General features: G+C 69.5%; 25 protein-coding genes. 16 read left to right on the top strand and 9 right to left on the bottom strand.

Annotated features, from left to right (window positions below):
• Positions 1-9: 9 nt before the first annotated feature.
• Complete coding sequence (locus tag BR39_RS0104760; protein WP_029908236.1) at positions 10-309, top strand: hypothetical protein; 300 nt, start codon at positions 10-12, stop codon at positions 307-309.
• A gap of 244 nt (positions 310-553) precedes the next feature.
• Positions 554-844, top strand: a complete 291-nt coding sequence (locus BR39_RS0104755) for a hypothetical protein (RefSeq protein ID WP_029908234.1) — start codon at positions 554-556, stop codon at positions 842-844.
• A gap of 280 nt (positions 845-1,124) precedes the next feature.
• On the opposite strand, the gene BR39_RS0104750 is transcribed toward BR39_RS0104755, so the two are convergent.
• Positions 1,125-1,670: a hypothetical protein gene (locus tag BR39_RS0104750; RefSeq protein ID WP_029908232.1), complete on the bottom strand. Its 546-nt coding sequence runs from the start codon at positions 1,668-1,670 to the stop codon at positions 1,125-1,127.
• Positions 1,671-1,867: 197 nt separating this feature from the next.
• Positions 1,868-2,167 (bottom strand): 50S ribosomal protein L28, encoded by a 300-nt coding sequence (gene rpmB / locus BR39_RS0104745; protein ID WP_029908231.1) that lies wholly within the window; start codon positions 2,165-2,167, stop codon positions 1,868-1,870.
• Between the two features lie 232 nt (positions 2,168-2,399).
• On the opposite strand from rpmB, the gene BR39_RS0104740 reads away from it, so the two are divergent.
• The 3 genes from BR39_RS0104740 (at position 2,400) to BR39_RS0104730 (ending at position 3,717) form a co-directional block, all read left to right on the top strand.
• The gene (locus BR39_RS0104740) at positions 2,400-2,852 is read left to right on the top strand and encodes a DUF3617 family protein (protein WP_029908229.1); all 453 of its coding nucleotides are present in this window, start codon (positions 2,400-2,402) and stop codon (positions 2,850-2,852) included.
• Positions 2,853-2,960: 108 nt separating this feature from the next.
• On the top strand, positions 2,961-3,437 hold the full coding sequence (locus BR39_RS25215; protein ID WP_081916542.1) for a RebB family R body protein: 477 nt from the start codon (positions 2,961-2,963) through the stop codon (positions 3,435-3,437).
• Between the two features lies 1 nt (position 3,438).
• Positions 3,439-3,717 carry a hypothetical protein gene (locus BR39_RS0104730; RefSeq protein ID WP_029908227.1) on the top strand — a complete coding sequence of 93 codons (279 nt, stop codon included), beginning with the start codon at positions 3,439-3,441 and terminating at the stop codon, positions 3,715-3,717.
• A 146-nt stretch (positions 3,718-3,863) separates the two neighbouring features.
• Here the strand turns inward: BR39_RS0104730 and BR39_RS0104725 are convergent, their stop codons facing one another.
• Positions 3,864-4,277 (bottom strand): nuclear transport factor 2 family protein, encoded by a 414-nt coding sequence (locus tag BR39_RS0104725; RefSeq protein ID WP_029908226.1) that lies wholly within the window; start codon positions 4,275-4,277, stop codon positions 3,864-3,866.
• 68 nt (positions 4,278-4,345) lie between these two features.
• On the opposite strand from BR39_RS0104725, the gene BR39_RS0104720 reads away from it, so the two are divergent.
• On the top strand, positions 4,346-5,269 hold the full coding sequence (locus BR39_RS0104720; RefSeq protein WP_231499397.1) for a LysR family transcriptional regulator: 924 nt from the start codon (positions 4,346-4,348) through the stop codon (positions 5,267-5,269).
• A 194-nt stretch (positions 5,270-5,463) separates the two neighbouring features.
• On the opposite strand, the gene BR39_RS0104715 is transcribed toward BR39_RS0104720, so the two are convergent.
• Both BR39_RS0104715 and BR39_RS0104710 read right to left on the bottom strand, forming a co-directional pair.
• Positions 5,464-6,051, bottom strand: a complete 588-nt coding sequence (locus BR39_RS0104715) for a methylated-DNA--[protein]-cysteine S-methyltransferase (protein WP_029908224.1) — start codon at positions 6,049-6,051, stop codon at positions 5,464-5,466.
• A gap of 78 nt (positions 6,052-6,129) precedes the next feature.
• A complete protein-coding gene (locus BR39_RS0104710; RefSeq protein ID WP_029908223.1) occupies positions 6,130-6,420 on the bottom strand; it encodes a DUF1330 domain-containing protein in 291 nt (96 codons plus the stop codon).
• A 131-nt stretch (positions 6,421-6,551) separates the two neighbouring features.
• Here BR39_RS0104710 and BR39_RS0104705 point away from each other — a divergent pair, with 131 nt between their 5' ends.
• Positions 6,552-8,183 carry an amidohydrolase gene (locus tag BR39_RS0104705; protein ID WP_029908220.1) on the top strand — a complete coding sequence of 544 codons (1,632 nt, stop codon included), beginning with the start codon at positions 6,552-6,554 and terminating at the stop codon, positions 8,181-8,183.
• Between the two features lie 136 nt (positions 8,184-8,319).
• Here BR39_RS0104705 and BR39_RS25210 read toward each other — a convergent pair whose 3' ends face one another.
• The 3 genes from BR39_RS25210 to BR39_RS0104690 all read right to left on the bottom strand — a co-directional run bounded on the left by BR39_RS25210 (position 8,320) and on the right by BR39_RS0104690 (position 10,033).
• Positions 8,320-8,748 (bottom strand): nuclear transport factor 2 family protein, encoded by a 429-nt coding sequence (locus tag BR39_RS25210; protein ID WP_051695190.1) that lies wholly within the window; start codon positions 8,746-8,748, stop codon positions 8,320-8,322.
• 76 nt (positions 8,749-8,824) lie between these two features.
• Positions 8,825-9,430, bottom strand: coding sequence for a hypothetical protein (locus BR39_RS0104695; protein ID WP_029908217.1), 606 nt, complete (start codon positions 9,428-9,430; stop codon positions 8,825-8,827).
• 36 nt (positions 9,431-9,466) lie between these two features.
• The gene (locus BR39_RS0104690; protein WP_029908215.1) at positions 9,467-10,033 is read right to left on the bottom strand and encodes a hypothetical protein; all 567 of its coding nucleotides are present in this window, start codon (positions 10,031-10,033) and stop codon (positions 9,467-9,469) included.
• 88 nt (positions 10,034-10,121) lie between these two features.
• On the opposite strand from BR39_RS0104690, the gene BR39_RS0104685 reads away from it, so the two are divergent.
• Complete coding sequence (locus tag BR39_RS0104685; protein ID WP_029908214.1) at positions 10,122-12,671, top strand: helicase-related protein; 2,550 nt, start codon at positions 10,122-10,124, stop codon at positions 12,669-12,671.
• Positions 12,668-12,955 (top strand): RNA-binding S4 domain-containing protein, encoded by a 288-nt coding sequence (locus BR39_RS0104680; RefSeq protein WP_029908213.1) that lies wholly within the window; start codon positions 12,668-12,670, stop codon positions 12,953-12,955. The genes BR39_RS0104685 and BR39_RS0104680 overlap by 4 nt, the downstream gene beginning before the upstream one ends.
• A 50-nt stretch (positions 12,956-13,005) precedes the next feature.
• Here BR39_RS0104680 and BR39_RS0104675 read toward each other — a convergent pair whose 3' ends face one another.
• Complete coding sequence (locus BR39_RS0104675; protein ID WP_029908211.1) at positions 13,006-15,084, bottom strand: bifunctional diguanylate cyclase/phosphodiesterase; 2,079 nt, start codon at positions 15,082-15,084, stop codon at positions 13,006-13,008.
• 243 nt (positions 15,085-15,327) lie between these two features.
• On the opposite strand from BR39_RS0104675, the gene fdxA reads away from it, so the two are divergent.
• The 7 genes from fdxA (at position 15,328) to BR39_RS0104640 (ending at position 23,111) form a co-directional block, all read left to right on the top strand.
• Positions 15,328-15,669 (top strand): ferredoxin FdxA, encoded by a 342-nt coding sequence (fdxA, locus tag BR39_RS0104670; RefSeq protein ID WP_029908209.1) that lies wholly within the window; start codon positions 15,328-15,330, stop codon positions 15,667-15,669.
• A gap of 457 nt (positions 15,670-16,126) precedes the next feature.
• Complete coding sequence (locus BR39_RS0104665; RefSeq protein ID WP_029908206.1) at positions 16,127-16,633, top strand: CarD family transcriptional regulator; 507 nt, start codon at positions 16,127-16,129, stop codon at positions 16,631-16,633.
• Positions 16,634-16,794: 161 nt separating this feature from the next.
• Positions 16,795-17,613: a hypothetical protein gene (locus BR39_RS0104660; protein ID WP_029908205.1), complete on the top strand. Its 819-nt coding sequence runs from the start codon at positions 16,795-16,797 to the stop codon at positions 17,611-17,613.
• 149 nt (positions 17,614-17,762) lie between these two features.
• Positions 17,763-19,319 carry a retropepsin-like aspartic protease gene (locus tag BR39_RS0104655; RefSeq protein ID WP_029908203.1) on the top strand — a complete coding sequence of 519 codons (1,557 nt, stop codon included), beginning with the start codon at positions 17,763-17,765 and terminating at the stop codon, positions 19,317-19,319.
• 97 nt (positions 19,320-19,416) lie between these two features.
• A complete protein-coding gene (locus BR39_RS0104650; RefSeq protein WP_029908201.1) occupies positions 19,417-19,674 on the top strand; it encodes a hypothetical protein in 258 nt (85 codons plus the stop codon).
• A gap of 57 nt (positions 19,675-19,731) precedes the next feature.
• Positions 19,732-20,973 (top strand): HlyD family secretion protein, encoded by a 1,242-nt coding sequence (locus tag BR39_RS0104645; protein ID WP_029908198.1) that lies wholly within the window; start codon positions 19,732-19,734, stop codon positions 20,971-20,973.
• Positions 20,970-23,111 (top strand): peptidase domain-containing ABC transporter, encoded by a 2,142-nt coding sequence (locus BR39_RS0104640; RefSeq protein ID WP_029908191.1) that lies wholly within the window; start codon positions 20,970-20,972, stop codon positions 23,109-23,111. The genes BR39_RS0104645 and BR39_RS0104640 overlap by 4 nt, the downstream gene beginning before the upstream one ends.
• Positions 23,112-23,117 lie beyond the last annotated feature (6 nt).

The following is a 23,117-nucleotide window of genomic DNA, read 5'->3' as shown; positions in this document are numbered from 1 at the left end:
GTATCGATCATGAAGACTCTGTTTGTCCTGGCCGCTTCGGCCCTGGCCCTGTCCACCGCCTCGTCGGCCTTCGCCGCCGAACAACACGTCAAGGTCCGCGGCCGCACCGACGCCGCCATCCACGCCGACATCGTCGCCGCCGCCTCGTCGATCTGCCGCGAGGACGTGGGCAAGCACGCCGACGACCTCTACGCCTACTGCGTGCGCGAAGTCACCCGCGACGCCGTCCTGAAGGTGGGCAGCCCCACCCTGAAGGCCTATGACCGCCAGGCGTTCCGCGCCAACGGCCTGATCAAGGCCAGCTACTAGGACCCCGCGTTCCGGCCCGGTCCCGCGCGGCTTCGGCGGCACGGGACCGGGTTGCGGCCCCGCTTTCCCGCGACAATTCGTGTCAACCGGTTTTGCGTCCGCACTGCAACATAACCGTTGATAAGTGACGCGCGACAAGTTACAGCTTGAGCAAAGGCGGCAGAGCGGGCGAGATCCTGGACCAGCCGCCAGGGGAAACGTTTTTCGGACGGGTTGAAATCAACGCTGTCCCGGAATCCGTCCCATGATCCGCACCATCGTCCTGGCCGCCTCGGCCGTCGCCCTGTTCGCCGCCGCTCCCGCCGGCGCCGCCGAAGTCCGCATCAAGACCGCCGGCAAGGCCCCGGCCGAGCTGCGCGCCGAAATCGTCAAGGCCGCCTCGACCGTCTGCTGGCAGAACGTCCGCGGCGAGAGCCTGGCCACCTACCTGTACCCCTCGTGCGTGCGCGCCTCGGTCAACGACGCCGTCAGCAAGCTGAACAACCCGGAACTGGCCTCGTACAACGACGCCAACCCGGCCATCCGCGCCCGCTAAGACCGGACAACCCCTTAGTACCGAGGCGGCGGCTTATCGGCCGTCTCACCAGTAAGCGTTGAAGAAGCCCTCTCCCGGCGACGGGGGAGGGCTTTTTCGTGCGTGGAATCCAGCTCTTGAGCCCGTTGAGCATAGGTTGTCATCCCGGAAGCCTCGCAGAGGCTGTCCGGGACCCAGGGGACTGGGCGAAGGCTTTGCGGTTCACCAGGGTCCCGGACAACGCTTCGCGTTTCCGCGATGGCAACGGATTTGGAGCTTCGACGCTGAAGGCCCCCGGCCGCTATTTCGCCGGCGTCTGGGTCTGCAGGATCGGCAGCATCGAGGCCAGCTTCAGGTCGATGGCCATGCTGAGGCGGCGGTCGATCTGGAAGAAGGTGGCCGCCTTCACGCCCGGCAGGGTCTTGCCGACGATCGGCACGTACTTGGACCGCAGGGCGGCCAGGCGGGTGTCCTGGTCCAGCCAGCGGCCGATGAAGTCCATCGCGCCCTTGTCGTCGTACTGGCCGTACTTGTTCACGTAGTCGGCGACCAGAGCGTACTGGTCGTCCTTGATCTTGGTCCGCTCGGCGGCGTAGCGGTCGTAGACCGGCCAGAAGCGCGTGGCCTCGGCGTCGCTGAGGGTCAGGGTCGCCGCGATGATCTGCTTGCGGGACGAGCGCAGCTCCTCGCGCATGCCTTCCAGATCGGCGGCGGTCAGCGGCTTGTCCGGCGCGGGCATGGCCTCGGCGGCGGGCGTCGCCTGGGCCTGGGCGGCGTGGGCCGGGACCGGGGCCTGGGCGAGGCTCGCGCCCAGCAGCAGCGAGACGGCGAGGATTCTGAAGGTCATGGATGGGCTCCTGGTCGGCGGGCTCGGACCGAGCGTGGCCGCGGGGCAGCATCCGCAAGGGGCGGGGGCGTCGCAATCGGGGCTAACCCGGCCAGGCTCCCAGGGTTTTGCCCGGTGTGGACACCGAGGATCCAGACGCGAAAAGGCCCGCGAGGCGAACCTCGCGGGCCTTTCGTTCGGCGTAAACCGAGAAAGTCTTAGGCGGCGACCGCGGCGGCCTTGGCCTTCGCCTTCACCTGGGCCTTGATCTTCAGGGCGCGCGGCGACAGCTGCTCGTCCTTGGCGCCCAGCAGGAACACGTCCAGGCCTCCCTTGAAGTCCAGGGTGCGCAGCGCGGCGTTGCTGATGCGCAGCTTGAAGGTCTGACCCAGCGATTCCGACTGCAGCGAGGCGGGAGCCAGCGCCGGCAGGAAGCGGCGCTTGGTCTTGATGTTCGAGTGGCTCACATTGTGGCCGACCATCGGACCGACCCCAGTGAGTTCGCAACGGCGCGACATGTGGATACCTTGGGCTTAGGCGAAGCCGAAGGCTCCGCAACATGAATTTCGGCGCGCGATGGGCGGACCGCCGCGCGAGAGCGGGCGATATAGGCGAAGGGGCCTTGCCGAGTCAAGCCGCGCCTGACGGTCGAATGGACGCGAAGGGCGGAAGCGCGGCCCCAACATCGCCTTCAAACGCGGTTCATCTGCCGCTCTATATATAGAGCCGTCCCTGAAGGAGATCGACCGCATGCGCCTGTTCGCCCCCGCCCTGATCGCCGGAACGCTGATTCTGGGCGCCGTGGCGGCCGTCGCGGCCCCCCAAATCGCCGGTGCCGCCGGCGCCGCCGGCGCGCGGACGATGATTCTGCCCGGCCAGTGGGAATACAGCTACCGCGTCGGCCCGATCCCGGCCGGCAGCGAGGACCGCTGCCTCAAGCAGGCCGACGTCGAGCAGTTCGCCAAGGGCATCTGCACCCGCAAGTACACCTGCGACTACGACACCCGGGTGGTGCAGGACGGCAAGGTGCAGCTGAAGGGCACCTGGACCGACAAGAAGGGCCGCGTGGCGCCCGTGGACGCCAAGGGGACCTACACCCCCGAGAGCTTCCGCCTGAACGTCCACATGAAGACCATCAACGGCATCCCGCTGGCCGGGGTGATGGAGGCCAAGCGCGTCAGCGCGACCTGCACGCCGGAGTAGGGAGGGCGCGCGCGTTTCGCATAACGCCGATTGCCAAGCTGAGGGCCGCGCGTGAAGAATGCCGCCGCACGACCGGAGGATGATCTCCGGCAGTCCGGAGAAGACGCCATGGCCCTCGACACTCCCGTCAATTCCCAGATCACCGACGCCGTCACCCAGGCCAACGTCAAGGTGCTGGGCGACGCCCCGGCCATGGCCATGGGGGCGATCTATCAGAGCCTGGCCCACTCGACGGGCATCCTCTACGAGAACGCCACGGCCGCCCAGCAGAACCAGGCGATCCTGGCTCAGGCCGCCGTCACCCAGGGGGTGATGCAGCTCTACAGCTTCGACACCGCGGCCGCGGCCGCCACCGTGGCCAAGCTGGGCCAGTCGGACGTGCCGGACAACATGCTGTCGCTGCTGGCCGCCCTGCGCGCCTTCGGCGGGGGTGACGTCCAGGCCCAGGCCCAGGCGATCGACGCCGCCCTGGCCGCCATCAAGGGCCTGACGCCCGCGCCCGCCCAGCCGTCTTCGTCGGCCAAGCCGGCGACCGCCGCCAGGCCCGCCACGTCCCGGCGCCCCGCCGCCAAGCCGAAGGGCTGACATGGCCGCCGCCTCGGGAGAGGCCGTGGACCCGACGGCGGTCGCCCTGCGCGCGGCCGCCGTCCACTCCGCCGCCCTGGTGCTGGTCAGCGCCGCCCAGCACGTGCAGCGCACCACCGTGCTGGTCGAGGCGGCGACGGTCCGGACGCTGATCGGCGCCGCGGGCGAGGTCGACCGCGAGCTGGCCGTCGCCCGCGCGGCCCTGGCCGAGGCCATGGGCCTGTTCGAGGCCGCCCAGGCCCAGGCCCGGACCCTGACGGCCGAGCTCGGCGGAACATGATTTGTGGTTAATCCGAATTAAGCTACAATAGCTTGTAGGGAACAAATACTGAATCGGGCGAAGTCGCTGATTCGGTCATGATTCGTTTCGCTCGTGTTCGACGAACGGTGAACCGGCGTTAACCGCCAAGCTTCCCGGCCTCCTTCTCACCCCCGTTCGGGCGCCTCCAGGGCCTCGGCCACCAGTTGGGTGTCCATGTATTCGGTCAGGGACGTGATCCTGCCGTCCGCCAGGCGGCACACCCAGCAATAGGTGTTGTCGTAGCGCTTGCCCGTCTTGGTCGTGACCTTGCCCCGGCACTCGACCACCACCGTGTCGCCCTCGGCGACAATGGCGTCGGCCGTGTTGACGTACTGGTCGGCGAACTGGGCGAACAGCGGGGTCAGCAGGTCGCGGCGGATGGCGGCCTTGCCGGTGTAGACGCCCGACCAGGGCGTGGTCCCGATCATCCGCCAGACGGTGGTCTCGTCCAGGCTGTCGAGGAACAGCCTGGCGTCGCCGCGCGCCAGGCCGTCGAAGATGGCCTGCATCAGTCGCTTGTTGTTTTGGGTCGCGCTCATGGCGGCTCTCCGTTCAAGGGTGGAGCCTCATCATCCGGCCGCGTGGATCATTCATCCAATCGATGCTGATGATGGTCTATATTCACCGGATGAACCTCGCCAAGCTGGACCTGAACCTGCTGGTGGCGCTGGACGCGCTGCTGGCCGAAGCGAGCGTCGGGCGCGCGGCCCTGCGCCTGAACCTGTCGCAGCCGGCGGTCAGCCACGCCCTGCGCCGCCTGCGCGAGGCGACCGGCGATCCGTTGCTGGTGCGGGTGGGGCCGCGCATGGCGCTGACGCCCCGCGCCGAGGCCTTGCGAGCGCCCCTGGCCCAGGCCCTGGACCAGGTGAGGGGGCTGTTCCAGGACCAGGGCTTCGACCCGGCGACCAGCGCGCGCGGCTTCCGGCTGATGATGCCCGACCTGTGCGTCGACCTGCTGATGCCCGCCGTGCTGGACCAGGTCGCCGCCGCCGCGCCCGGCGTGCGGCTGGACGTGGTGCCGTGGCGCGGCCCGGCGGTGCTGACCCCCGACTTCGCCCGCACGGTCGACCTGGTGATCGCCTGGACCGGCGAGGCCTATCCCGGCTTCCACCGCCAGTCGCTCTACACAGACCGAGACGCCCTGGCCGTCCGGCGCGGGCATCCGGACGCGGGGCGGCTGTCGGACCTGTCGGCGTTCAACGCCGCCCGGCACGTGGCCGTGGTCGGCGCGGGCGAGCGCGACGACGCCATCGAGCCCTTCCTGCGCCAGAACGGCATAGAGCGCCGCATCGCCCTGGCCGTGCCCAGCTATCTCCAGGCCCTGCGGATGACCGCCCGCTCCGACCTGGTGGCCTTCGTGCCCGGCCGACTGATCGCCGCCCTGGCCGGGCCGCTGGACCTGCTGCGGGTCGAGCCGCCGATCGATCCGGGCGAGGACCAACAGTACCTGTTCTATCCGGTGGAGGCGCGGATGGACCCGGGGTCGATCTGGCTGCGCGAGCTGGTGCTGCGGGTGGGGCGGGGGTTGTAGGGCGGAGAGGTTGGCCGCCATCGGTTCGGCCGATAGAAATCGCGCCCCAAAACCGTTGTCATCCCGGAAGCCTCGCAGAGGCTGTCCGGGACCCAGGGGACGGGGCTGGCGCGTTACGGTTCACCTGGGTCCCGGACAAGCGCTCCGCGCTTTCCGGGATGACACCAAAATTTAGGGTGCAGGCGGGTTCGACCCTACCGCCCGCGCTTCGGCGCCACCGAGAATTCCAGGTCGAACAGGGTCGGGACGTCGTTGGTCCGGGCCCGCTCGATGGTCAGCATCCGCGCCTTGGTCTGCAGGCCGCCCGGCGAGGAGAAGCCGCCCGGCTTGCCGTCGGCGCCCAGCACGCGGTGGCAGGGCACGATGATCGGCCAGGGGTTCTCGCCCATGGCCTTGCCGATGACCCGGGCCGCGCCCGGCTCGCCGACGGCCTTGGCGATCTGGCCGTAGGTGATGGTCTCGCCCGGCGGCACGGCGCGGGCGATCTCGTAGACACGGCGGTTGAAGGGCGCGACCACGTCGTAGTCCAGTTCGACGTCGGTCAGGTCGTCGCGGCCGCCGGACAGCAGGTCGTTGATCCGCTCGATCACCTGCTGGACCTCGGGCGGCGGGGCGGCCTCGACGGCGTCGGGATAGCGGCGGCGCAGGCGGTCCCACGAGGCGCCGGGCGTCGGGTCCGGGAGTTGCGCGCCGACCAGCCCCCGCTCGCCCCACGCCAGGCCGCACAGGCCGATCGGCGTGTCGAAGAGCGCGAAGCCCTGGGTCGGGGAGGGGAAAGTCATGGGGGCAATATAACAGCGCGATACGACGGTTGGAGAGGGGGGCGCGATGTCGGAGTCCGTTATCCGCTATCGTCCCGCTCAGTCACAGCCGTCGACCAGGACCAGCTTGCTGTCGGTGGTGGCGTGGCGCACGGCGAACAGCGGCTGGGCTTCGGGGTCGTCCAGGAACGCCTGGGCGTCCTGGCGCGAGGGGAACTCCAGGATCACCATCCGCTGCGGCGCCCAGTCGCCCTCCATGACCGTCGGCTCCGTTCCCTGGACGACATACTTGCCGCCGTGCTTGGCGATGAAGGCCGGAATCTGGGCCACATAGGGCATGAAGCCGCGCAGGTCGTGGATGGCGAAGTCGAGCACGAGGTAGGCTTTCATCGTCTTTCCCGGCGCTGCTGAGGTCAGGGTGAGTTTCGCGACCGGGCGGCCGACGGCAAGTCCAAAGGTCAAGGTTCCAACGCCGCCGTTCCCGGCCTAGATTTCCCGTTTCTTGCTGTCGGGAGATCGTCGTGCGCCGCATCCTCACCCTCGCCGCCCTGCTGGCCACCACCAGCGTCCCGGCGTTCGCCGGCGACATCCTGATCCACGGCGGGCCGATCCACACCGGCGTCGCCGCCACGCCGAGCGCCCAGGCCGTGCTGATCCGCGACGACCGCATCGCCTTCGTCGGCGACCTGGCCGCCGCCAAGGCCAAGGCGGCCAAGGACGCGCGCGACATCGACCTGAAGGGCGCGGCGGCCTTCCCCGGCTTCGTCGACGCCCACGCCCACCTGACCGGCATCGGCCTGCGCGAGCTGACCCTGAACCTGGACCAGACCACCTCGATCGAGAGCCTGGTCGCCGCCGTGAAGGCCTATGCCGACGCCCATCCCGACGGTCCGATCTACGGCCGCGGCTGGATCGAGACCCACTGGCCCGAGAAGCGCTTCCCCAACCGCGCCGACCTCGACCGCGCCGCGCCCCGCCGGATCGTGGTGCTGGAGCGCGCCGACGGCCACGCGGTGGTCGCCTCGACCGCGGCCCTGGCGGCGGCGGGCGTGACCAAGGACACCGTCGCCCCGGCCGGCGGCCAGATTCTGAAGGGCCCGGCCGGCGAGCCCGACGGCATGCTGATCGACCACGCCCAGGGCCTGGTGGCCGGGGTGATCCCGCCGCCGTCTGACGCCCTCAAGCGCCAGGCCCTGGAAAAGGCCGGCGCCCTCTACGCCTCGCGCGGCTGGACGGGGCTGGACAATATGAGCGTCGACAAGGCCGACGTGGTGATCCTGCAGGGGCTGGCGCGGGAGAAGAAGTTCAGCCTGCGCGTCGACAACTACATGGATCCGGCCAGCGCCGACGTGGTCCTGCCCATAGGGCCTTCCCAGGACGGCACGGGCCTGATCCGGGTGCGCGGGATCAAGCTCTACATGGACGGCGCCCTGGGCTCGCGCGGCGCGGCGCTGCTTGAGCCCTACAGCGACGCCGAGGGCCTGGGCCTGCAGCTGACCCCGCGCGACAAGGGGCTGGACCTGATGAAGCGGGCCAAGGCCGTCGGCGCCCAGGTGGCCATGCACGCCATCGGCGACCGGGGCAACCGCATGACCCTGGACTGGTTCGAGGAGGCCCTGGCGGGCGACACGACGGCCCGCTGGCGCATCGAGCATTCGCAGATCGTCACCGACACCGACGTGCCGCGCTTCGCCAAGCTGGGGGTCATCGCCTCGATGCAGCCCAGCCACGCCATCGGCGACCTCTATTTCGCCCCCGCCCGCCTGGGCAAGGCGCGGCTGCACGAGGGCTATCGCTGGAAGGACTTCCTGGACAGCGGGGCGGTGATCGCCGCCGGCTCGGACGCCCCGGTCGAGGTGGGCGACCCGCGCATCGAGTTCTACGCCGCCGTCTACCGCCACAGCCTGGACGGCTTCGCCAACGCCGACTGGAGCCTCAACGAGGCCGTCAGCCGCGACCAGGCCCTGCGCATGCTGACCTGGGCCCCCGCCTACGCCGCGTTCGCCGAACAGGACCGCGGCACGCTGGAGGCGGGCAAGAAGGCCGACGTGACGGTGTTCAGCAAGGACCTGATGACGGTGGCCCCGCCGGAAATCCTCAAGGCCGACGCGGTGCTGACCATCGTGGATGGGAAGGTGGTGTTCGAGAAGTAGGAGCCCTGTTCCGCCGGCTCTCCACGGGGTGTCATCCCGGAAAGTGCGGAGCGCTTGTCCGGGACCCGGGTGAACCGCAAGGCCTCAGCCCAGTCCCCTGGGTCCGGGATGACAACGGTTTTGCGTTCGGGGGAAGTTATCGCACCACCGTCGCCTGCCGGGCCGTCAGCAGCCACTTCTCGCCGTCGGGCCGCCACAGCTCGGTGAAGCGGCGGTGCACGGTCTGGCCGGCCAGCGGATTGGGCGGCTTGGGCACCACGGTCTCCTCGCCCATCAGCAGCACCATCTCGCCGCGCAGCGAGGCGTGCTCGAGCAGGCGCTCGTACTGGCTGTAGGCGATCTTGCCGTCGGCGTTCAGCTGGCGGACCACGGCGCTGGCGGCGACGATGTTGCCGGGGTTGTTGACCACCAGCTCGGGCGCCAGGGCGGCGGCGAACACCGCGTATTCGTCGGCGATCAGGGCCGCGTCCACCTTCTCGACGGCGTGCATCACCGCCGCGATCTTCGCGTCGCGCAGGGCTTCGTGCACCTCGGCGCTGGCGGCCTTCCATCGGGAGTTCTGCACGGCTGGAGCCTCCTCCTCGGACAAGATCACAACGCGCCGGACGGGGGCGGCGTTGCCGGTCCGAGGCGCCGATCCGTCAGGCGAGGATCGCCGCCCGCCTCCTGTCCGCCTCCAGGGCGCGGAGGTGGTCGTGCAGGGTCTGGACCTCCGCGCGCAGGTCGCGCCTCAGCTCGGCCTCCAGGGCGGCGGGATCGGCGACCATCATCTCGCCCCGCAGAAGATCGTCGAGCTCCCAATAGAGGCTATAGACGTACTCCAGGCCCAGGTTCTGCTCGGCGAAGGTTTCGTCCGGACGGTCCGTCAGCCGCGCCGGATGGACCACCAGCCGGCGCTCGCTGACGTGGGCGAAGCGGATGACCGCCAGGTCCACGGCCCCCATGAACCGCGCGTCGGGCTGGACGAGGGCGACGGCCAGGTGCAGGCGCAGGGCGATCAGCAGGGCTTCGTCGCGGGTGAGCACGGGGCCGGTGAGAGCGGCCAGGGCGCGCTCGAAGCGGGGGCGCAGATCGTCGAGGCGGGGATCGATCTCGCCGGCCAGGACGGCGATGTCCGGCGACGCCTCGTCGAGGCCCTGTTCCAGCCAGGCCTGGCAGACCTGGACCACATCCCGCGCCGTCAGCAGGTCGAGGCGCCAGAGGGCGGCCAGTTCGACGGGGGAGGCGGCGGCGACAAGGGCGGACATGCGCCATCGTTGGACGATCGCCCGCGCGGCGTCCAGTCAGGCGCAGCGCGCGAAGGCCTCGGCCAGGGCCTTGCCCAGGTCTTCTAGGCTGGCGTCGGCGGGCAGCTCCAGGTTGGTCTCGGGCGGCATGCCCGAAAAGCCGCGTCGCGCGCCCTCGTTGCGCCAGGGCGTGAAGCGCAGGGTGTCGGCCGCGCCCTCGATGGTCACAAACTTTCCGCCCTTGGCCATCTCGGCGTTGGTCCTGGCGTCCAGCAGCTTCAGGAAGTCCAGGTATCGCGCCTTGGCGGCCGGGGAATCGGCGGGCGGAAACCGTAGCCGCTCGCGATAGGCGGCCAGGCCGGCCAGCACGGCCGCGCCGATCTCGGCGGCGTCGGCGTCGGCCTCGAAACGCTGGACCGGCGGCATGTGGTGATGGACGCCCGCGACCGACGCGCCCATGGCGTGGACATAGGTGACGCCCTTGCGCCAATGCGCGGCGGCGTGGCGGACCTGGGGCGGCGGCAGCAGGCCGAGCCGCGCCCGCACTCTCATGACCGCCGCGACCAAGTCCGCCCGCGCGTTCTGGATGCGAAGCGCCGCCATGCGGGTGAGGATGAGCGTCATGCATCCTGCATGGCCCAGCGCCGCCGTGACGTCCAGTCGCCCTAGGCCCCCGCTTGCCTAAGGTCGATTCCCATCCCACCTTTGAGACATGAGTGACCGTTCGACAGGCCTGGCCCCTTCCAAGCTGACGGCGGTGCTCGGCCCCACCAATACCGGCAAGACCCACCTGGCCGTCGAGCGGATGCTGGGCCACGCCTCGGGCATGATCGGCCTGCCGCTGCGCCTGCTGGCCCGCGAGATCTACGACCGCATCGTCAAGCTGCGCGGCAAGGCCAGCGTCGCCCTGATCACCGGCGAGGAGAAGATCGTCCCGCCGCGCGCGGCCTATTTCGTCTGCACGGTCGAGGCCATGCCGCTGGGCCGCGAGGTCGAGTTCGTGGCCATCGACGAGATCCAGCTGTGCGCCGACCCCGAGCGCGGCCACATCTTCACCCACCGGCTGCTGCACGCCCGGGGCCGGTTCGAGACCATGCTGCTGGGCGCGGGGACCATGGCCCCCCTGGTGCGCCGCCTGCTGCCCGACGCCGAGATCGTGACGCGCGAGCGGTTCTCGACCCTCACCTACACCGGCTCCAAGAAGCTGACCCGTCTGCAGCGCCGCACGGCGGTGGTCGCCTTCTCGACCGACGCCGTCTACGCCATCGCCGAGCTGATCCGCCGCCAACGGGGCGGGGCGGCGGTGGTCATGGGCAGCCTCTCCCCCCGCACCCGCAACGCCCAGGTCGCGCTCTACCAGAGCGGCGAGGTCGACTTCCTGGTGGCCACCGACGCCATCGGCATGGGCCTGAACATGGATGTCGACCACGTGGCCTTCGCCGGCCTGCGCAAGTTCGACGGCAAGCGCACCCGCTGGCTGCACCCGCAGGAGGTGGGCCAGATCGCCGGCCGGGCCGGGCGCTTCACCCGTGACGGCAGCTTCGGCGTCACCGGCGACTGCGAGGAGATGGACGAGGACCTGGTCGAGGCCGTCGAGCATCACCGGTTCGAGCCGGTGATGGGGGCGGAGTGGCGCAACGGCCGCCTCGACTTCGGCAGCCTGCAGGGCCTGCTGCGCTCGCTGGCCGAGCCGCCGCATCGCAACGGCCTGAGCCTGTCGGAAGAGGCGCTGGACGAGCGCACCCTGCGCAAGCTGGCCCAGCAGGACGACGTCATCGCCCGCTGCAAGGCCGACCGCTCGGCCCTGATCCGGCTGTGGGACGTCTGCCAGACGCCGGACTTCCGCAAGACCACCGACGACGACCACCAGCGCATGGTCCGCACCCTGTTCGACGACCTGACCACGGGCCGCAAGCGCCTGCCCGAGGACTGGATCGCCGGCCAGTTCAAGGCGCTGGACCGCACCGACGGCGAGATCGACAGCCTGGCCGCCCGCCTGTCGGGCGTGCGCACCCTCAGCTACATCGCCAACCGCGGCGACTGGCTGCACAACCCGGCCCACTGGCAGGGCGTGACGCGGCAGCTGGAGGACCGGCTGTCCGACACCCTGCACGAGAAGCTGATGGCCCGGTTCATCGACCGGCGCACCAGCGTGCTGATGCGCCAGCTGGGCGATCGCGAGACCATGCTGGCCGGCGTCGGCGCCGACGGGGCGGTGACGGTCGAGGGTCATATCGTCGGCCGGCTGACCGGCGTCACCTTCGTCCAGGAGAAGGGCACCAGCGCCCTCGAGGAGAAGGCCCTGCGCAACGCCGCCCAGCGGGCGGTCACCCCCGAGGTCGCAAGACGCCTGGGCCAGCTGGCGGCCGAGGCCGACGCCGCCTTCACCCTGACCCCGGACGGGGCGGTGCTGTGGAAGGGCGAGGCGGCGGGCGCGGTGCGGGCGGGCGGCAATCTGATGCAGCCGCGCGCGCGCCTGCTGGGCGAGTTGGGCGAGGCCTCGGTCCGCGAGCGGGCCGAACGGCGGCTGGACGCCTTCCTGGCCGGCGAGGTCGACCGCAAGCTGCACGGCCTGCGCAAGCTGGAGCGGGCCCTGGGCGGCGGCGAGCTGAAGGGCCTGCCGCGCGGCCTGGCCCACCGGCTTCTCGAAGCCGGGGGCGTGCTGGATAAACGCGCGGTCGACACCGACCTGAAGGCCATGAGCCAGGCCGAGCGGCGGACGCTGAAGAGCCTGGGCGTGCGGATCGGGGCGTTCAGCCTGTTCCTGCCCTCGGTGCTGCGGCCCGAGGCCCTGGCCACGGCCCGGGCCCTGACGCCGGGCGGCTGGCGCGGCGAGAGCGAGCGCCTGGCGGCCGCGCCAAGCCCGACGCCGGACGCCCGCGCCCTGGCCGCCAACGGCCTGCGCCTGGTCGGCAGGCACGTGGTCCCGGTCGAGATGCTGGAGCGCCTGGACGCCCTGCTGCGCGACGGCCAGCGGCCCGGCGGGGTGGTGCTGACGGACGCCGCCCGCGACGCCCTGGGCTGGACCCCGGCCGAGGCCGCCGCCGTGCTGCGGGCCCTGGACTACACCCCCGCCATCCGGCCCAAGGAAGGCGACCCGATCGTCTGGAAGCGGCGCGGGGCGGCCCTGCCCGAGCCGCGCGTCAAGGCGCGCCCGGACTCGCCCTTCGCGGCTCTCGCCAAGCTGACCGAGCCGCCGCCGAGGCGGAAGAAACCGCGCCGCCGCAAGCCGGCGGCCGGCGCCGCCAAGGCTTCCGCATGACCGACGCCGATCCCGGCCACTGCCGCGCCGACGTCTGGCTGTGGCGCGCGCGGTTCTTCAAGACCCGCTCCCTGGCCGGCCGCTTCGTCGAGGAAGGCCGCATCCGTCTCACCCGCACCGGCGTGGAGAGCCGGGTCGACAAGCCCTCGCGCGGCCTGCGCATCGGGGATGGGCTGGTGTTCGCGATCGGCGGGCGGGTGGTGTCGGTGCGGGTGCTGGGCTTCGGCGAACGCCGCGGACCGGCGACGGAGGCGCGGGAGTTGTACGAGGCGGTGGAGGGCTAAAGCTCCTCCCCCTCTGGGGGAGGTGGCCCGAAGAGCCGGAGGGGGAGCATCTACTCCCCGAACCGCTCCAGGAACCCCGGCACCATCCCCGCCGGCATCGGCCGGCTGAAGTGATACCCCTGGATCTGGTCGCAGCCGTAGTCGGCCAGGGCGTCCAGCTGGGCCTGGTCCTCGACGCCCTCGGCCACCACCTTCATGCCCATGGACGAGCCCAGGGTGATCACCGCCTTCACGATGGCGGCGTCCTCGGCGTTCTGGACGAAGGACTTGTCGATCTTCAGCCGGTCGATCGGGAACTGGCGCAGGTTGGCCAGGCTGGCGTAGCCGGTGCCGAAGTCGTCCAGGGCGATCATCACCCCGGCCCGGTGCAGCTGGCGGACGGTCTCGCTGACCATCTCCGAGCCCCAGCCCATATAGACGTTCTCTGTGACCTCGATGGTCAGGCGCTCGCAGGGCACGTTCCAGCGCTTGAGACGGTCCTGGACCTCTTCGGCCAGGCGTCCGCTGCGGAACTGGGCGGCCGAGATGTTGACGGCCACGCGGCCGAACTCCACGCCCTGGTCCAGCCAGTCGCGCATCTGCTTGAGCGCCGTCTCGAAGGCCATGTCGCCCAGCTTCAGCGACAGGTCCTGGTCCTCGAAGGCGGCCAGGAAGCGGTCGGGGGTCAGCACGCCCTGCTCGGGATGGTCCCAGCGCATCAGGGCCTCGAAGCCGCTGACGCTGTGCGAGGCGATGTCGACGATCGGCTGGTAGTAGAGCACGAACTCCTTGGCCGCGATCGCCGCGCGCACGTCGCGCAGCAGCTCGACGCGCTGCTCCAGGGCCGAGCGCATCGAGGGGTCGAAGACGACGCTGCGGTTGCGGCCCTCATCCTTGGCCCGGTAGAGCGCGATGTCGGCGTTCTTGATCATGTGGCTGGGGTCGGCGTCGGGATCGCCGTGCAGGGCCGCCCCGATGCTGGCGCTGACCGAGAAGCTGCGGCCGCCGTGCTCGATGGGCCGGCGCAGCAGGTCCTGAAGCGCGTTGACGGGCCGCATCATGTCGGCCTCGGAATGCAGGCCGCGCAGGATCACCGCGAACTCGTCCCCGCCCAGGCGGGCCACCGTGTCGCCCGCGCGGAAGGCCGCGTGCAGCATCTCGGCCAGGCGCTTGAGCAGGGCGTCGCCGGCGTCGTGGCCCAGGGTGTCGTTGATGTCCTTGAAGTGGTCGACGTCGATCATGATCAGGCCGAACAGCTCGCCCATCATCTCCGAGGCGTCGACGGCCTCCTGGAACTTGCGATTGAAATAGGCGCGGTTGGGCAGGCCGGTCAGGCTGTCCTTGAAGGCCAGGTTCTCGACGGCCTCGGTGTGGCGGCGGCGGTCGGTGATGTCCTTGAACAGGTTGACCAGGCGCTCCGGTTTCCCATCCGCGCCCAGGAACTTCTTCCCGACCGAGCGCACCCAGGTCTCGACTCCGTCGTCGCGGTTGAGGCGGAACTCGAAGACCTGGGCCTCGCCGTCCTTCCGGTTGCGGACCAGCTCGGCCATCTTCTCGCGGTCGTCGGGATGGACGATCTCCAGCGGGTCGTCCTTGAACAGGCACCACTTCTCCAGCTCCGGCGAGGTGCCCGAGCAGTAGATCTCGCCGGTCCGCAGGTCGTATTCGCGGACCATCAGCTCGTCGAGCTCCAGCGCCATCTTCAGGCGCTGCTGGTCGCGCTCGGCCTTCAGGGCGGTCTCGGCGTAGCCGCTGACGTCGCGGGCGGTGACGATCACCGCCAGGGTGCGGCCGGTCTCGGTGAGGGTGGCGGCGAATTCGGTGCGCCAGATGCGGGACTCGGCGCCGTTGAGCGAGATGGCCCGATAGCGCGAGAACGGCTCGCCGAACGCCACGCAGCGCTCCAGGCTGTCGACGTCCTCGGGATTGAACAGGGCGCGGCGGAAGTCGTCGCCGATGTGGAGGTCGGGGCTCAGGCCGTGGCTTTCCCAGTCGGGGCTGACGGCGGTGAGGCGGAAGGCGTTGTCGACCAGGGCCGCCGCGAAGGGGGCATGACGCACGAACGTCTCGAAGGCGTCCATCTGGGCGCCCGGCGTCTTGGTCTCGTGGTCGGTGATCGAGACGTGAGGGCGCACGGCGGTTCTCGTCATGGGTCGGGTTGTCGACTTCCTGTTTGTTTTCCTCGGCTTGGTTGTGACCGAGCTTCGATAAGAAAGGGTAACGTAACGACGGTATATGGAGATCCGAGCCTATTTAAGGTGGCGCCGGACGCCCATCTCAGGGCAGGTGTCAGAAATCCTGCGCTCCCGCGCAGCCAAGCCGCATTGACATTCGGCCGCCCGGCTTCGAAAACGCGGCCTCTCTAGACGACCCGGAACCGACCAGAGCCTTCGATGACCTACATCGTTACCGACGCCTGCATCAAATGTAAGTTCATGGACTGCGTCGAGGTGTGCCCGGTCGACTGCTTCTATGAGGGCGAGAACTTCCTGGCCATCAATCCGGACGAATGCATCGACTGCGGCGTCTGCGAGCCGGAATGCCCGATCGACGCCATCAAGCCCGATACCGAGGACGAGCCGGACGGCAAGTGGCTGCGGATCAATTCCGAATACGCCAAGATCTGGCCGAACATCACCGTGAAGGGCACGCCGCCCGCCGACCGCGAAGAGTTCGAGCGCGAGACCGGCAAGTTCGAGAAGTACTTCAGCGAAAAGCCCGGCAAGGGCAGCTGAGCCGGCCGGCGCCGCGCGCCGGACCCGATGCGGCGTCCCGATTGCGGGGCGTCCCGACTCGCCCGGCGGGCCCTACGGCCCCGCTCCGCGCGCGAACGCCAAAACCGGCGGATTCGACGAAAAATTCCGCGAAAAACCTCGGGAAGCTTGTCCGAACGGGTCGGATCGGGCGGCTAAACAGGTCGCAAGCCTTTCATCAAGCTGAATTTTATGATATTGTCGCTCCCGACGTAAAGGTCGCGATCTCCCGCGCCTGCCCGTCATGTGGACGATGTCAGCCGGGAAACCGGCGCGCCCGATCGAAGGCGAAGGGTGACTTAAGAACTATCCCAATCCCGACCGGTCTTGGCCCCGCAAGCATTTCGCGGACGGGTCCCTGTCGCCGTTTGGGACGCCCTTTGGATGCTTTCGAGACGCGGTGTTTTGGGCTTTGCCCGAACTTATTGAGGACGAACGAATGAGCAAGAGCGGTCTGGAATTCTCGGTCGGCGATCACGTCGTTTACCCCGCGCACGGCGTGGGCAGCATCCAGGGCGTCGAGACCCAGGAAGTGGCCGGGATGTCGCTCGAGGTCTACATCATCACCTTCGACCACGAAAAGATGACCCTGCGCGTGCCGACCAAGAAGGCCAAGACCGCGGGCCTGCGCCCGCTGGCCGAAGGCAATGTCGTGTCGCAAGCCCTGACCACCCTGAAGGGCCGCGCCCGCGTGAAGCGCACCATGTGGTCGCGCCGCGCCCAGGAATACGAAGCCAAGATCAACTCCGGCGACCTGATCTCGATCGCCGAGGTGGTCCGCGACCTGCACCGCGCCGAGAACCAGCCGGAACAGTCCTATTCCGAGCGCCAGCTCTATGAATCGGCCCTGGACCGCATGGCCCGCGAAGTCGCCGCCATCGAGCGCATCGACCGCGAAGCCGCCATCGGCATCCTGACCAAGTCGCTGCTGAAGAACGCCGCCTAAGCGTCCTTCGCCATCGATCTCGAAGCGCCCCCGGACCCGCGTCCGGGGGCGTTTTCGTTTCGGGCGTGCGGCGGGGTCGCCGGACTGCAACATTGGACTGCCAGACTGGGCGGCCAAGGCCGCGCCGACTCGGCGGCCGGCCTGTCGATGAAGGAAGACCGATGCTCCCGCTGATCCTGGCCGCCCTCGCGCTTCAGGCCTCGCCGGCTCCCGCGCCCGCTCCGGCTCCGTCGGGCGACGCGCCGGCCCGCAAGGCCGAGACGCTCCGCCGCTACGACGGGGGCGCCACCCAGGGCGCGGCGGTCGGGCCCGGCGACATCTATTCGGTCAGCAACTCCAGGCTGGTCCGCTTCGACAAGAAGACCGGCGAGAAGCGCGCGGAATGGACGGGCGACAAGGCCCGCTTCCCGCACATCAACGCCTGCGCGGTGATCGCCAAGGACCTGGTCTGCGCCAGCTCCAACTTCCCCGCCACGCCCCAGGTCAGCACGATCGAGATGTTCGATCCCGCAAGCCTGGCGCACCGGCGCAGCGTCTCGCTGGGCCTGGGCACGGGCTCGGCCACCTGGGTCGACCGCCACGACGGCTTCTGGTGGGTGATGTTCGCCAACTACGACGGCAAGGGCGGCGAGCCCCCGCGCGACCATCGCCACACCACCCTGGTGAAGTTCGACGACCAGTGGCGGCGGCTGGAGGCCTGGGGCCTGCCGGCCTCGGTGCTGGAGCGCATCGCGCCGATGAGCATCTCGGGCGGCGGCTGGGGCCCGGACGGCAAGCTCTATCTCAGCGGCCACGACCGGCCGGAGCTCTACGTCATGCAGCTGCCGATGGGCGGCGGCGTGCTCGACCACCTCGACACCGTCGGCATGGAGGCCGAGGGCCAGTCCATCGACTGGGACGAAAGCCAGCCGGGGGTGCTGTACGGGATCACGCGGCAGACGCGGGAGATTCTGGCGATGCGGGTTCCGGTGGGGCGCTAGGGGAGCCGAGATCGCCCCTCAACCAACGGGAGTGTTGACGCACTTCTGTCGCGTGGGCAGTTTGGCTGGAAGCACGACGGAACGCCGCGCGCTTTTGGGGGCATTCAGTGCAGCTGGAGAGAGACTTGCCCGGTCGACGGCGGCTGCTGATGGGCGTGGCCCTTGCCGCGATCCCCGGCTGGGCCAAGGCCTTGGTCTCGTCCCCGCCGCTTCTGGAGCGCTATCGCGCCTGGCGCGGCGGGCGCGCCTTCGACGCCGTCAGGCTGATCGCCGCGGTGGCGAGGGTCAGGGTCGCCGACCTCGACGCGATCCGCCGGACCTGGGTGGACGCCGAAGGGCGCTCTTCGGAAACGGTCGAGGCCGGTCCCATCAAGACCAGGCTCGTCACGGCGAAGGCGGACGCTTGGGTCCAGGGCGTCGACGGCCGTGTCGAACGGTCGACGACGGGCGAGCGTCGCTATCCCGCCGCCAGCGTTCTCTCCCCGTGGATCCTGGGCGCCGGCTGGCGATCCGACGAACCGCAGCGCCGCTACGGACAGACCTGGGGCGTGCTGACGGCGAAATTTCCGGGTCCGGTGACGATCAGTCTCTTCATCGCGCCCGAGACCGGCGCGCTGGGCGGAGTCCGCGTCGTCGAACCGGAAGGCAGCCACTTCTCCCGCTACGAGGATTGGCGGTTGATCGATGGGGTCCGCTGGCCGTTCCTCGAGAAGACGGAAGCCGTGGACCTCGAGCAGGACGGTTCCGAAGCGCTGGAGACGTTCGCCTACATCGAGGTGAGCTGCAACGCGCCGCCGCCGGCCGAGGTGTTCTCGCCGCCGCGGCCCCGGACCACGGTGAGCTTCGAGACGGCCGCCCAGGGGACAGGCCCCATAGCCTTCGGCCCCGGGACCGACCTGATATTTCCCGTCGAGATAGCGGGACGCCAGGTGCTGGCGCTGCTGGACAGCGGTTCGTCCGCGACCCACCTCGACCTGGCCTTCGCCCGCGGCGTCGGCGTCCGCGGCGCGGGGGCCTTCAAGGCGCCGGGCACGAGCGGCGCGACGATCGACGTCCAGGCGGCCGAAGGGCCGCCGATCAGGATCGCGGGCATGACCGTCGCCGGGCAGAGCGTGGGCCTCAGCGATCTTTCCGCGGTCCGCCGGTCGGTGGGTCGCGCCATCCAGGTCATCCTGGGCCAGGATGTGCTCGACCAGGTGGCGGCGGCGATCGACTTCCAGGCCGGCGAGCTCGAATTCATCGCGCCCTCCCGTTTCCAGGCTCCGGCCGGCGCGCGATCCCTCCCGATCCGCAGGGTTGGGACCATCCCCACCGTGCAGGTGCGCCTGGAGGACATCGGCCTGGTCGATTTCGCCATCGATCTCGGGAACGCCGCGGCGCCGCTGATCCTGTACGGCTCCTTCTGGAAGCCTCGGCGGATGCTGACCCGTCGTCCGTGGACGACCGCCAGCAGCGTCGACGTATCGGGTTCGCACGCGTCCCGACAAGCCAGGATCACGACGGCGGCGCTCGGCCCGTGGACGTTTCGCGACGTGCCGGCGCTCTTCGTCGATCTCGACAAGGGACGCGGGGCCGAAAGCCTCGCCGGCAATATCGGCCTGCCCCTTCTCGCGCGCTTCGGACTGACCCTCGACTATCCCTCCGGGCGGATCCTCCTCACACCGGGTCCGGGCCTCGATCGCCCCTTCGTCCCGGCGGTGTCCTAGTCGTGATTGATGATAATGTATATTTCCGATTGATTGAAATAAAATATTGTACCTATGGTTGATTGCCCAGTTTCGGGGTAATCACTGGAGGTCACAAATGCGTAGTTCGAACCTGGCCCACGCCACGGACAACGATTTCCGCCCGCTGAACGACGACGAGATCGATTTCGTCTCCGGCGCGGGCACCACGACGACCGTGAAGATCACGATCCCCACGCCCTTCGGCACCATCGAGGTCACGCGCACCAAGACGGGCGGCGAGGCTCCGGCCGGCGGCGGCGGTGGTGGCGGCGACAGCGGCGGCGGCTCCCCGCACTCGGACGGGAACAAGGAACCGGGCGGAAAGGAAAACTAGCGGCGAGGCCGGCGGGAAACCGCCGGCCGACCTTCCCGAGCGTGGTGATCCACCAAAGTGAATAGCGACCTGTTCCGGCCTCAAGCCGTCGCCCACGCCAGCCGGCGCCTCGAGGGCGAGGTCATCCTCGCGTCGCGCCCTTCCACGCGCGTGCTGGCCTGGGGCTGCGTGGCCGTGGTCGTCGCGGTCGCGGTGTTCTGCGTCACGGCGACATACACCCGGCGCGAGACCGTGACGGGCTGGCTCGTTCCGCAGGCCGGCCTCATTCGCGTCACCGCGCGTCAGGCCGGCATGGTGGAAGCCCTGGATGTCACCGAAGGCCAGGTCGTCCGCCAGGGGCAGGCCCTGGCCGTGCTGCGGACGTCGATGGACGTTCCGGAAGGCGACGCGGGACGGGCGATGGTGCGCGACGTCGCCGCGGAATCGGATGCTCTCGAAGCCCAGGATCGCGCGACCCAGGCCCGGCTGTCGGTCCAGGCCGCGCGGCTCGCGAGCCAGCGCCTGGCGCTCGAGCGGGAACTCGCCGAAACCCGCGCTCGGCTGTCGGCCCTCGAAGAACGGACGCGACTGGCGAACGTCAATGTCGAGCGCTTCGAGCGCGTCGCGGCCGAGGGATATCTCAGCCGCCGGGACCTCGACGCGGCCCGGTCGACGGCGTTGATGATGGCCCAGGACGCCGCCGAGGTCCGTACCCTTGTCCTGACCTACGAGCGCCAGATCGGCGACCTGGACGCCCAGTTGAGGACCGTCCCCCTGGACGCCCGGGCCGCCACGGCCCAATCGAAGGCCGCGATCGCGGAGGTCCGGCAGAAGGGCACCGCCGCCGCCCTCCAGTCCACCTACGTGGCGACCGCGCCGATCGCCGGCCGGGTGGGGGCGATCCCGGTGGATGTCGGCCAGACCTTGCCCTCGGGCGCCACCATCGCCGTCGTCTCGTCCGGCGACGGGATGGAGGCCGAACTGTTCGCGCCCTCCCGGGCGGCGGGCTTCATACGGCCGGGGCAGGAGGTGCGCCTGATGTACCAGGCGTTCCCGCATCAAAAATTCGGCGCCGCCCGCGGAAGGGTGCGCACGGTTTCCAGGACGGTGCTCGCGCCGGGCGAGCTTTCCATCCCCGGCCTGGCCCTGCAGGAGCCCGTCTTCCGGGTCCGCGTGAAGCTCGATCGGCAGAGCGTGCGGGCCTACGGCCAGGACATGCCGTTGCGCCCGGGCATGTTGGCCAACGCGGACGTGGTGCTGAGCCGGCGCTCGCTGGTCGAATGGCTGCTCGACCCGATCTATGCCGCGGGCCGCCGATGATCGACCTGCTGGACGCCCTGAATTTCGAACGCCGCCGAAAGTTGCCGGTCGTGCTGGCCTCCGAGGGCGCCGAATGCGGCCTGGCCTGCATGGCCATGATCGCCGCGTATCATGGCCACGAGATCGATCTGAACGGGCTGAGACAGCGCTTTTCGATCTCCCTGGCCGGAGCGACCCTGCGGAATCTCATGTCGCTGGCCGACCAGCTGGCGTTCGAGAGCCGCCCCCTGCGCATCGGCGTCGACGCCCTCGCCAAGGTGCGGACACCCGCGATCCTGCACTGGGACCTCAATCATTTCGTCGTGCTGAAGGCCGTGGAGCGTGATCGGGTCGTCATCCACGATCCCGCGCGCGGCGTCCGGACGCTCAGTCGCGAGGACGTCTCGAACCACTTCACGGGCGTGGTGCTGGAAGTCGTCCCGAAGGCGGATTTCCAGAAGACCGAAGCGCGCGTGGATGTGCGCATCTCAAGCCTGTGGTCGCGACAGCGAGGCTTTGTTCCGGCCTTCGTCCAGATCCTGTCGCTGTCCCTGGCGCTCCAGATCGTCGCCTTCGCGGGACCGTTCCAGATCCAGCTTGTCGTCGACGAGGCGATCGGGCGGATGGACGAAAACCTCCTGACCGTCCTGGCGCTGGGGTTCGGCGGTCTCATACTGCTGCAACTGGGCATGACGGCGCTGCGATCGTGGATGTTGCAGGTGTTCGGCAGCATGCTGACCTACCAGATGGTGGGGAACCTGGTGCACCACCTGCTGAGGCTGCCGTCGAACTTCTTCGAAAAGCGCCACGTCGGCGACATCCTCTCTCGTCTGGGGTCCACCTCGCCGATCCAGGACGCGCTGACCCGAGGCCTTATCGCTTCGGTCATCGACGGGGTGATGGCGCTGCTCGCCGCCGTCATCCTGTTCCTCTATTCGCCGTTGCTGGCCGGCGTGGTCTGCGCGTCGATCCTGCTGATGCTGATCCTCGCGGCCGTCTTCTATCCATTCCTGCGGTCGAGGACCGAGGAGCAGCTGATCGCTTCGGCCAAGGAGCGATCGCATTTGATGGAGACCGTGCGGGCGGCCGTGACGATCAAGTTGATGGGGCGCGAGATCGAGCGCGAGGCGGCCTGGCGCAACCGCTACGCCAGCACGATCAACACGTCGGTCTCCGTCGCGAAGTTCAACATCCTCCTGGGGTTCTTGCAGAACAGCGTCATGGCGATCCAGTTCGTCCTGGTCGTCTTCTTCGGCGCGCGCCTGATCATCGACGGGGCCGGCCTGTCGGTCGGCATGCTTCTGGCCTTCCTTTCCTTCCGCCAGACCTTCACCGACCGTTGCTTCTCCCTGATCAACCAGGGCATGGAGTTCACGCTCCTGGGCCTGCACCTGCAGCGGTTGGGCGACATCGTCGGAGCGGCGCCCGAAACGACCGGACCGGCGGTGCTCGGCGCGCGGGTCGCGGGGGGGATCGAGGCGCGCGACCTGTCTTTTCGCTACGCCTCGGCGGATCCCCTGGTCTTGCGCGAGGTCAGCTTCGACATCGCCCCCGGTGAATTCGTGGCCCTCGTCGGACCTTCCGGCGGCGGCAAGACGACCACCCTGAAACTGCTGCTGGGCCTGCAGTCGCCGACGGGAGGCGAGGTTCTCCTCGACGGCCAGCCGGCGACGCCCGAGTACGTCAGGGCGTGGCGCGCGAGCGTCGGCGTGGTGGCTCAGGACGATCGCCTGCTTTCCGGCACGATCGCGGACAACATCGCCTTCTTCGATCCGGATCTCGACATGGCGCGGGTGATCGAGGCGGCCGAGGCGGCCTGCATCCATGCGGACGTCGTTCGTATGCCGATGCAGTACCTTTCCCTGGTCGGCGACATGGGCTCGTCGCTTTCCGGCGGCCAAAAGCAGCGGATCCTGTTGGCGCGGGCGCTGTACCGCCAGCCGGCGGTCCTGTTCCTCGACGAAGGCACCGCCAATCTCGACGAAGACACCGAGAACGCGATCGGCGACCTCATCAGCGCGTTGCCGATCACCCGGGTGGTGGTGGCGCACGGCCCGGCGCTGGTGCGTCGCGCGGATCGCGTGCTGGAAGTGCGCGAAGGCCGCGTGGTCGAATCCGTTCGGCCGGACCATCACAAACGAGCGCGCGTCGTCCGCTAGAGACGC

The sequence above is a fragment of the Caulobacter sp. UNC358MFTsu5.1 genome (assembly GCF_000712075.1).
Taxonomy (GTDB): domain Bacteria; phylum Pseudomonadota; class Alphaproteobacteria; order Caulobacterales; family Caulobacteraceae; genus Caulobacter.
The sequence above is the reverse complement of the archived record's forward strand: the minus strand, read 5'-3'. Positions and strand labels throughout refer to the sequence as shown.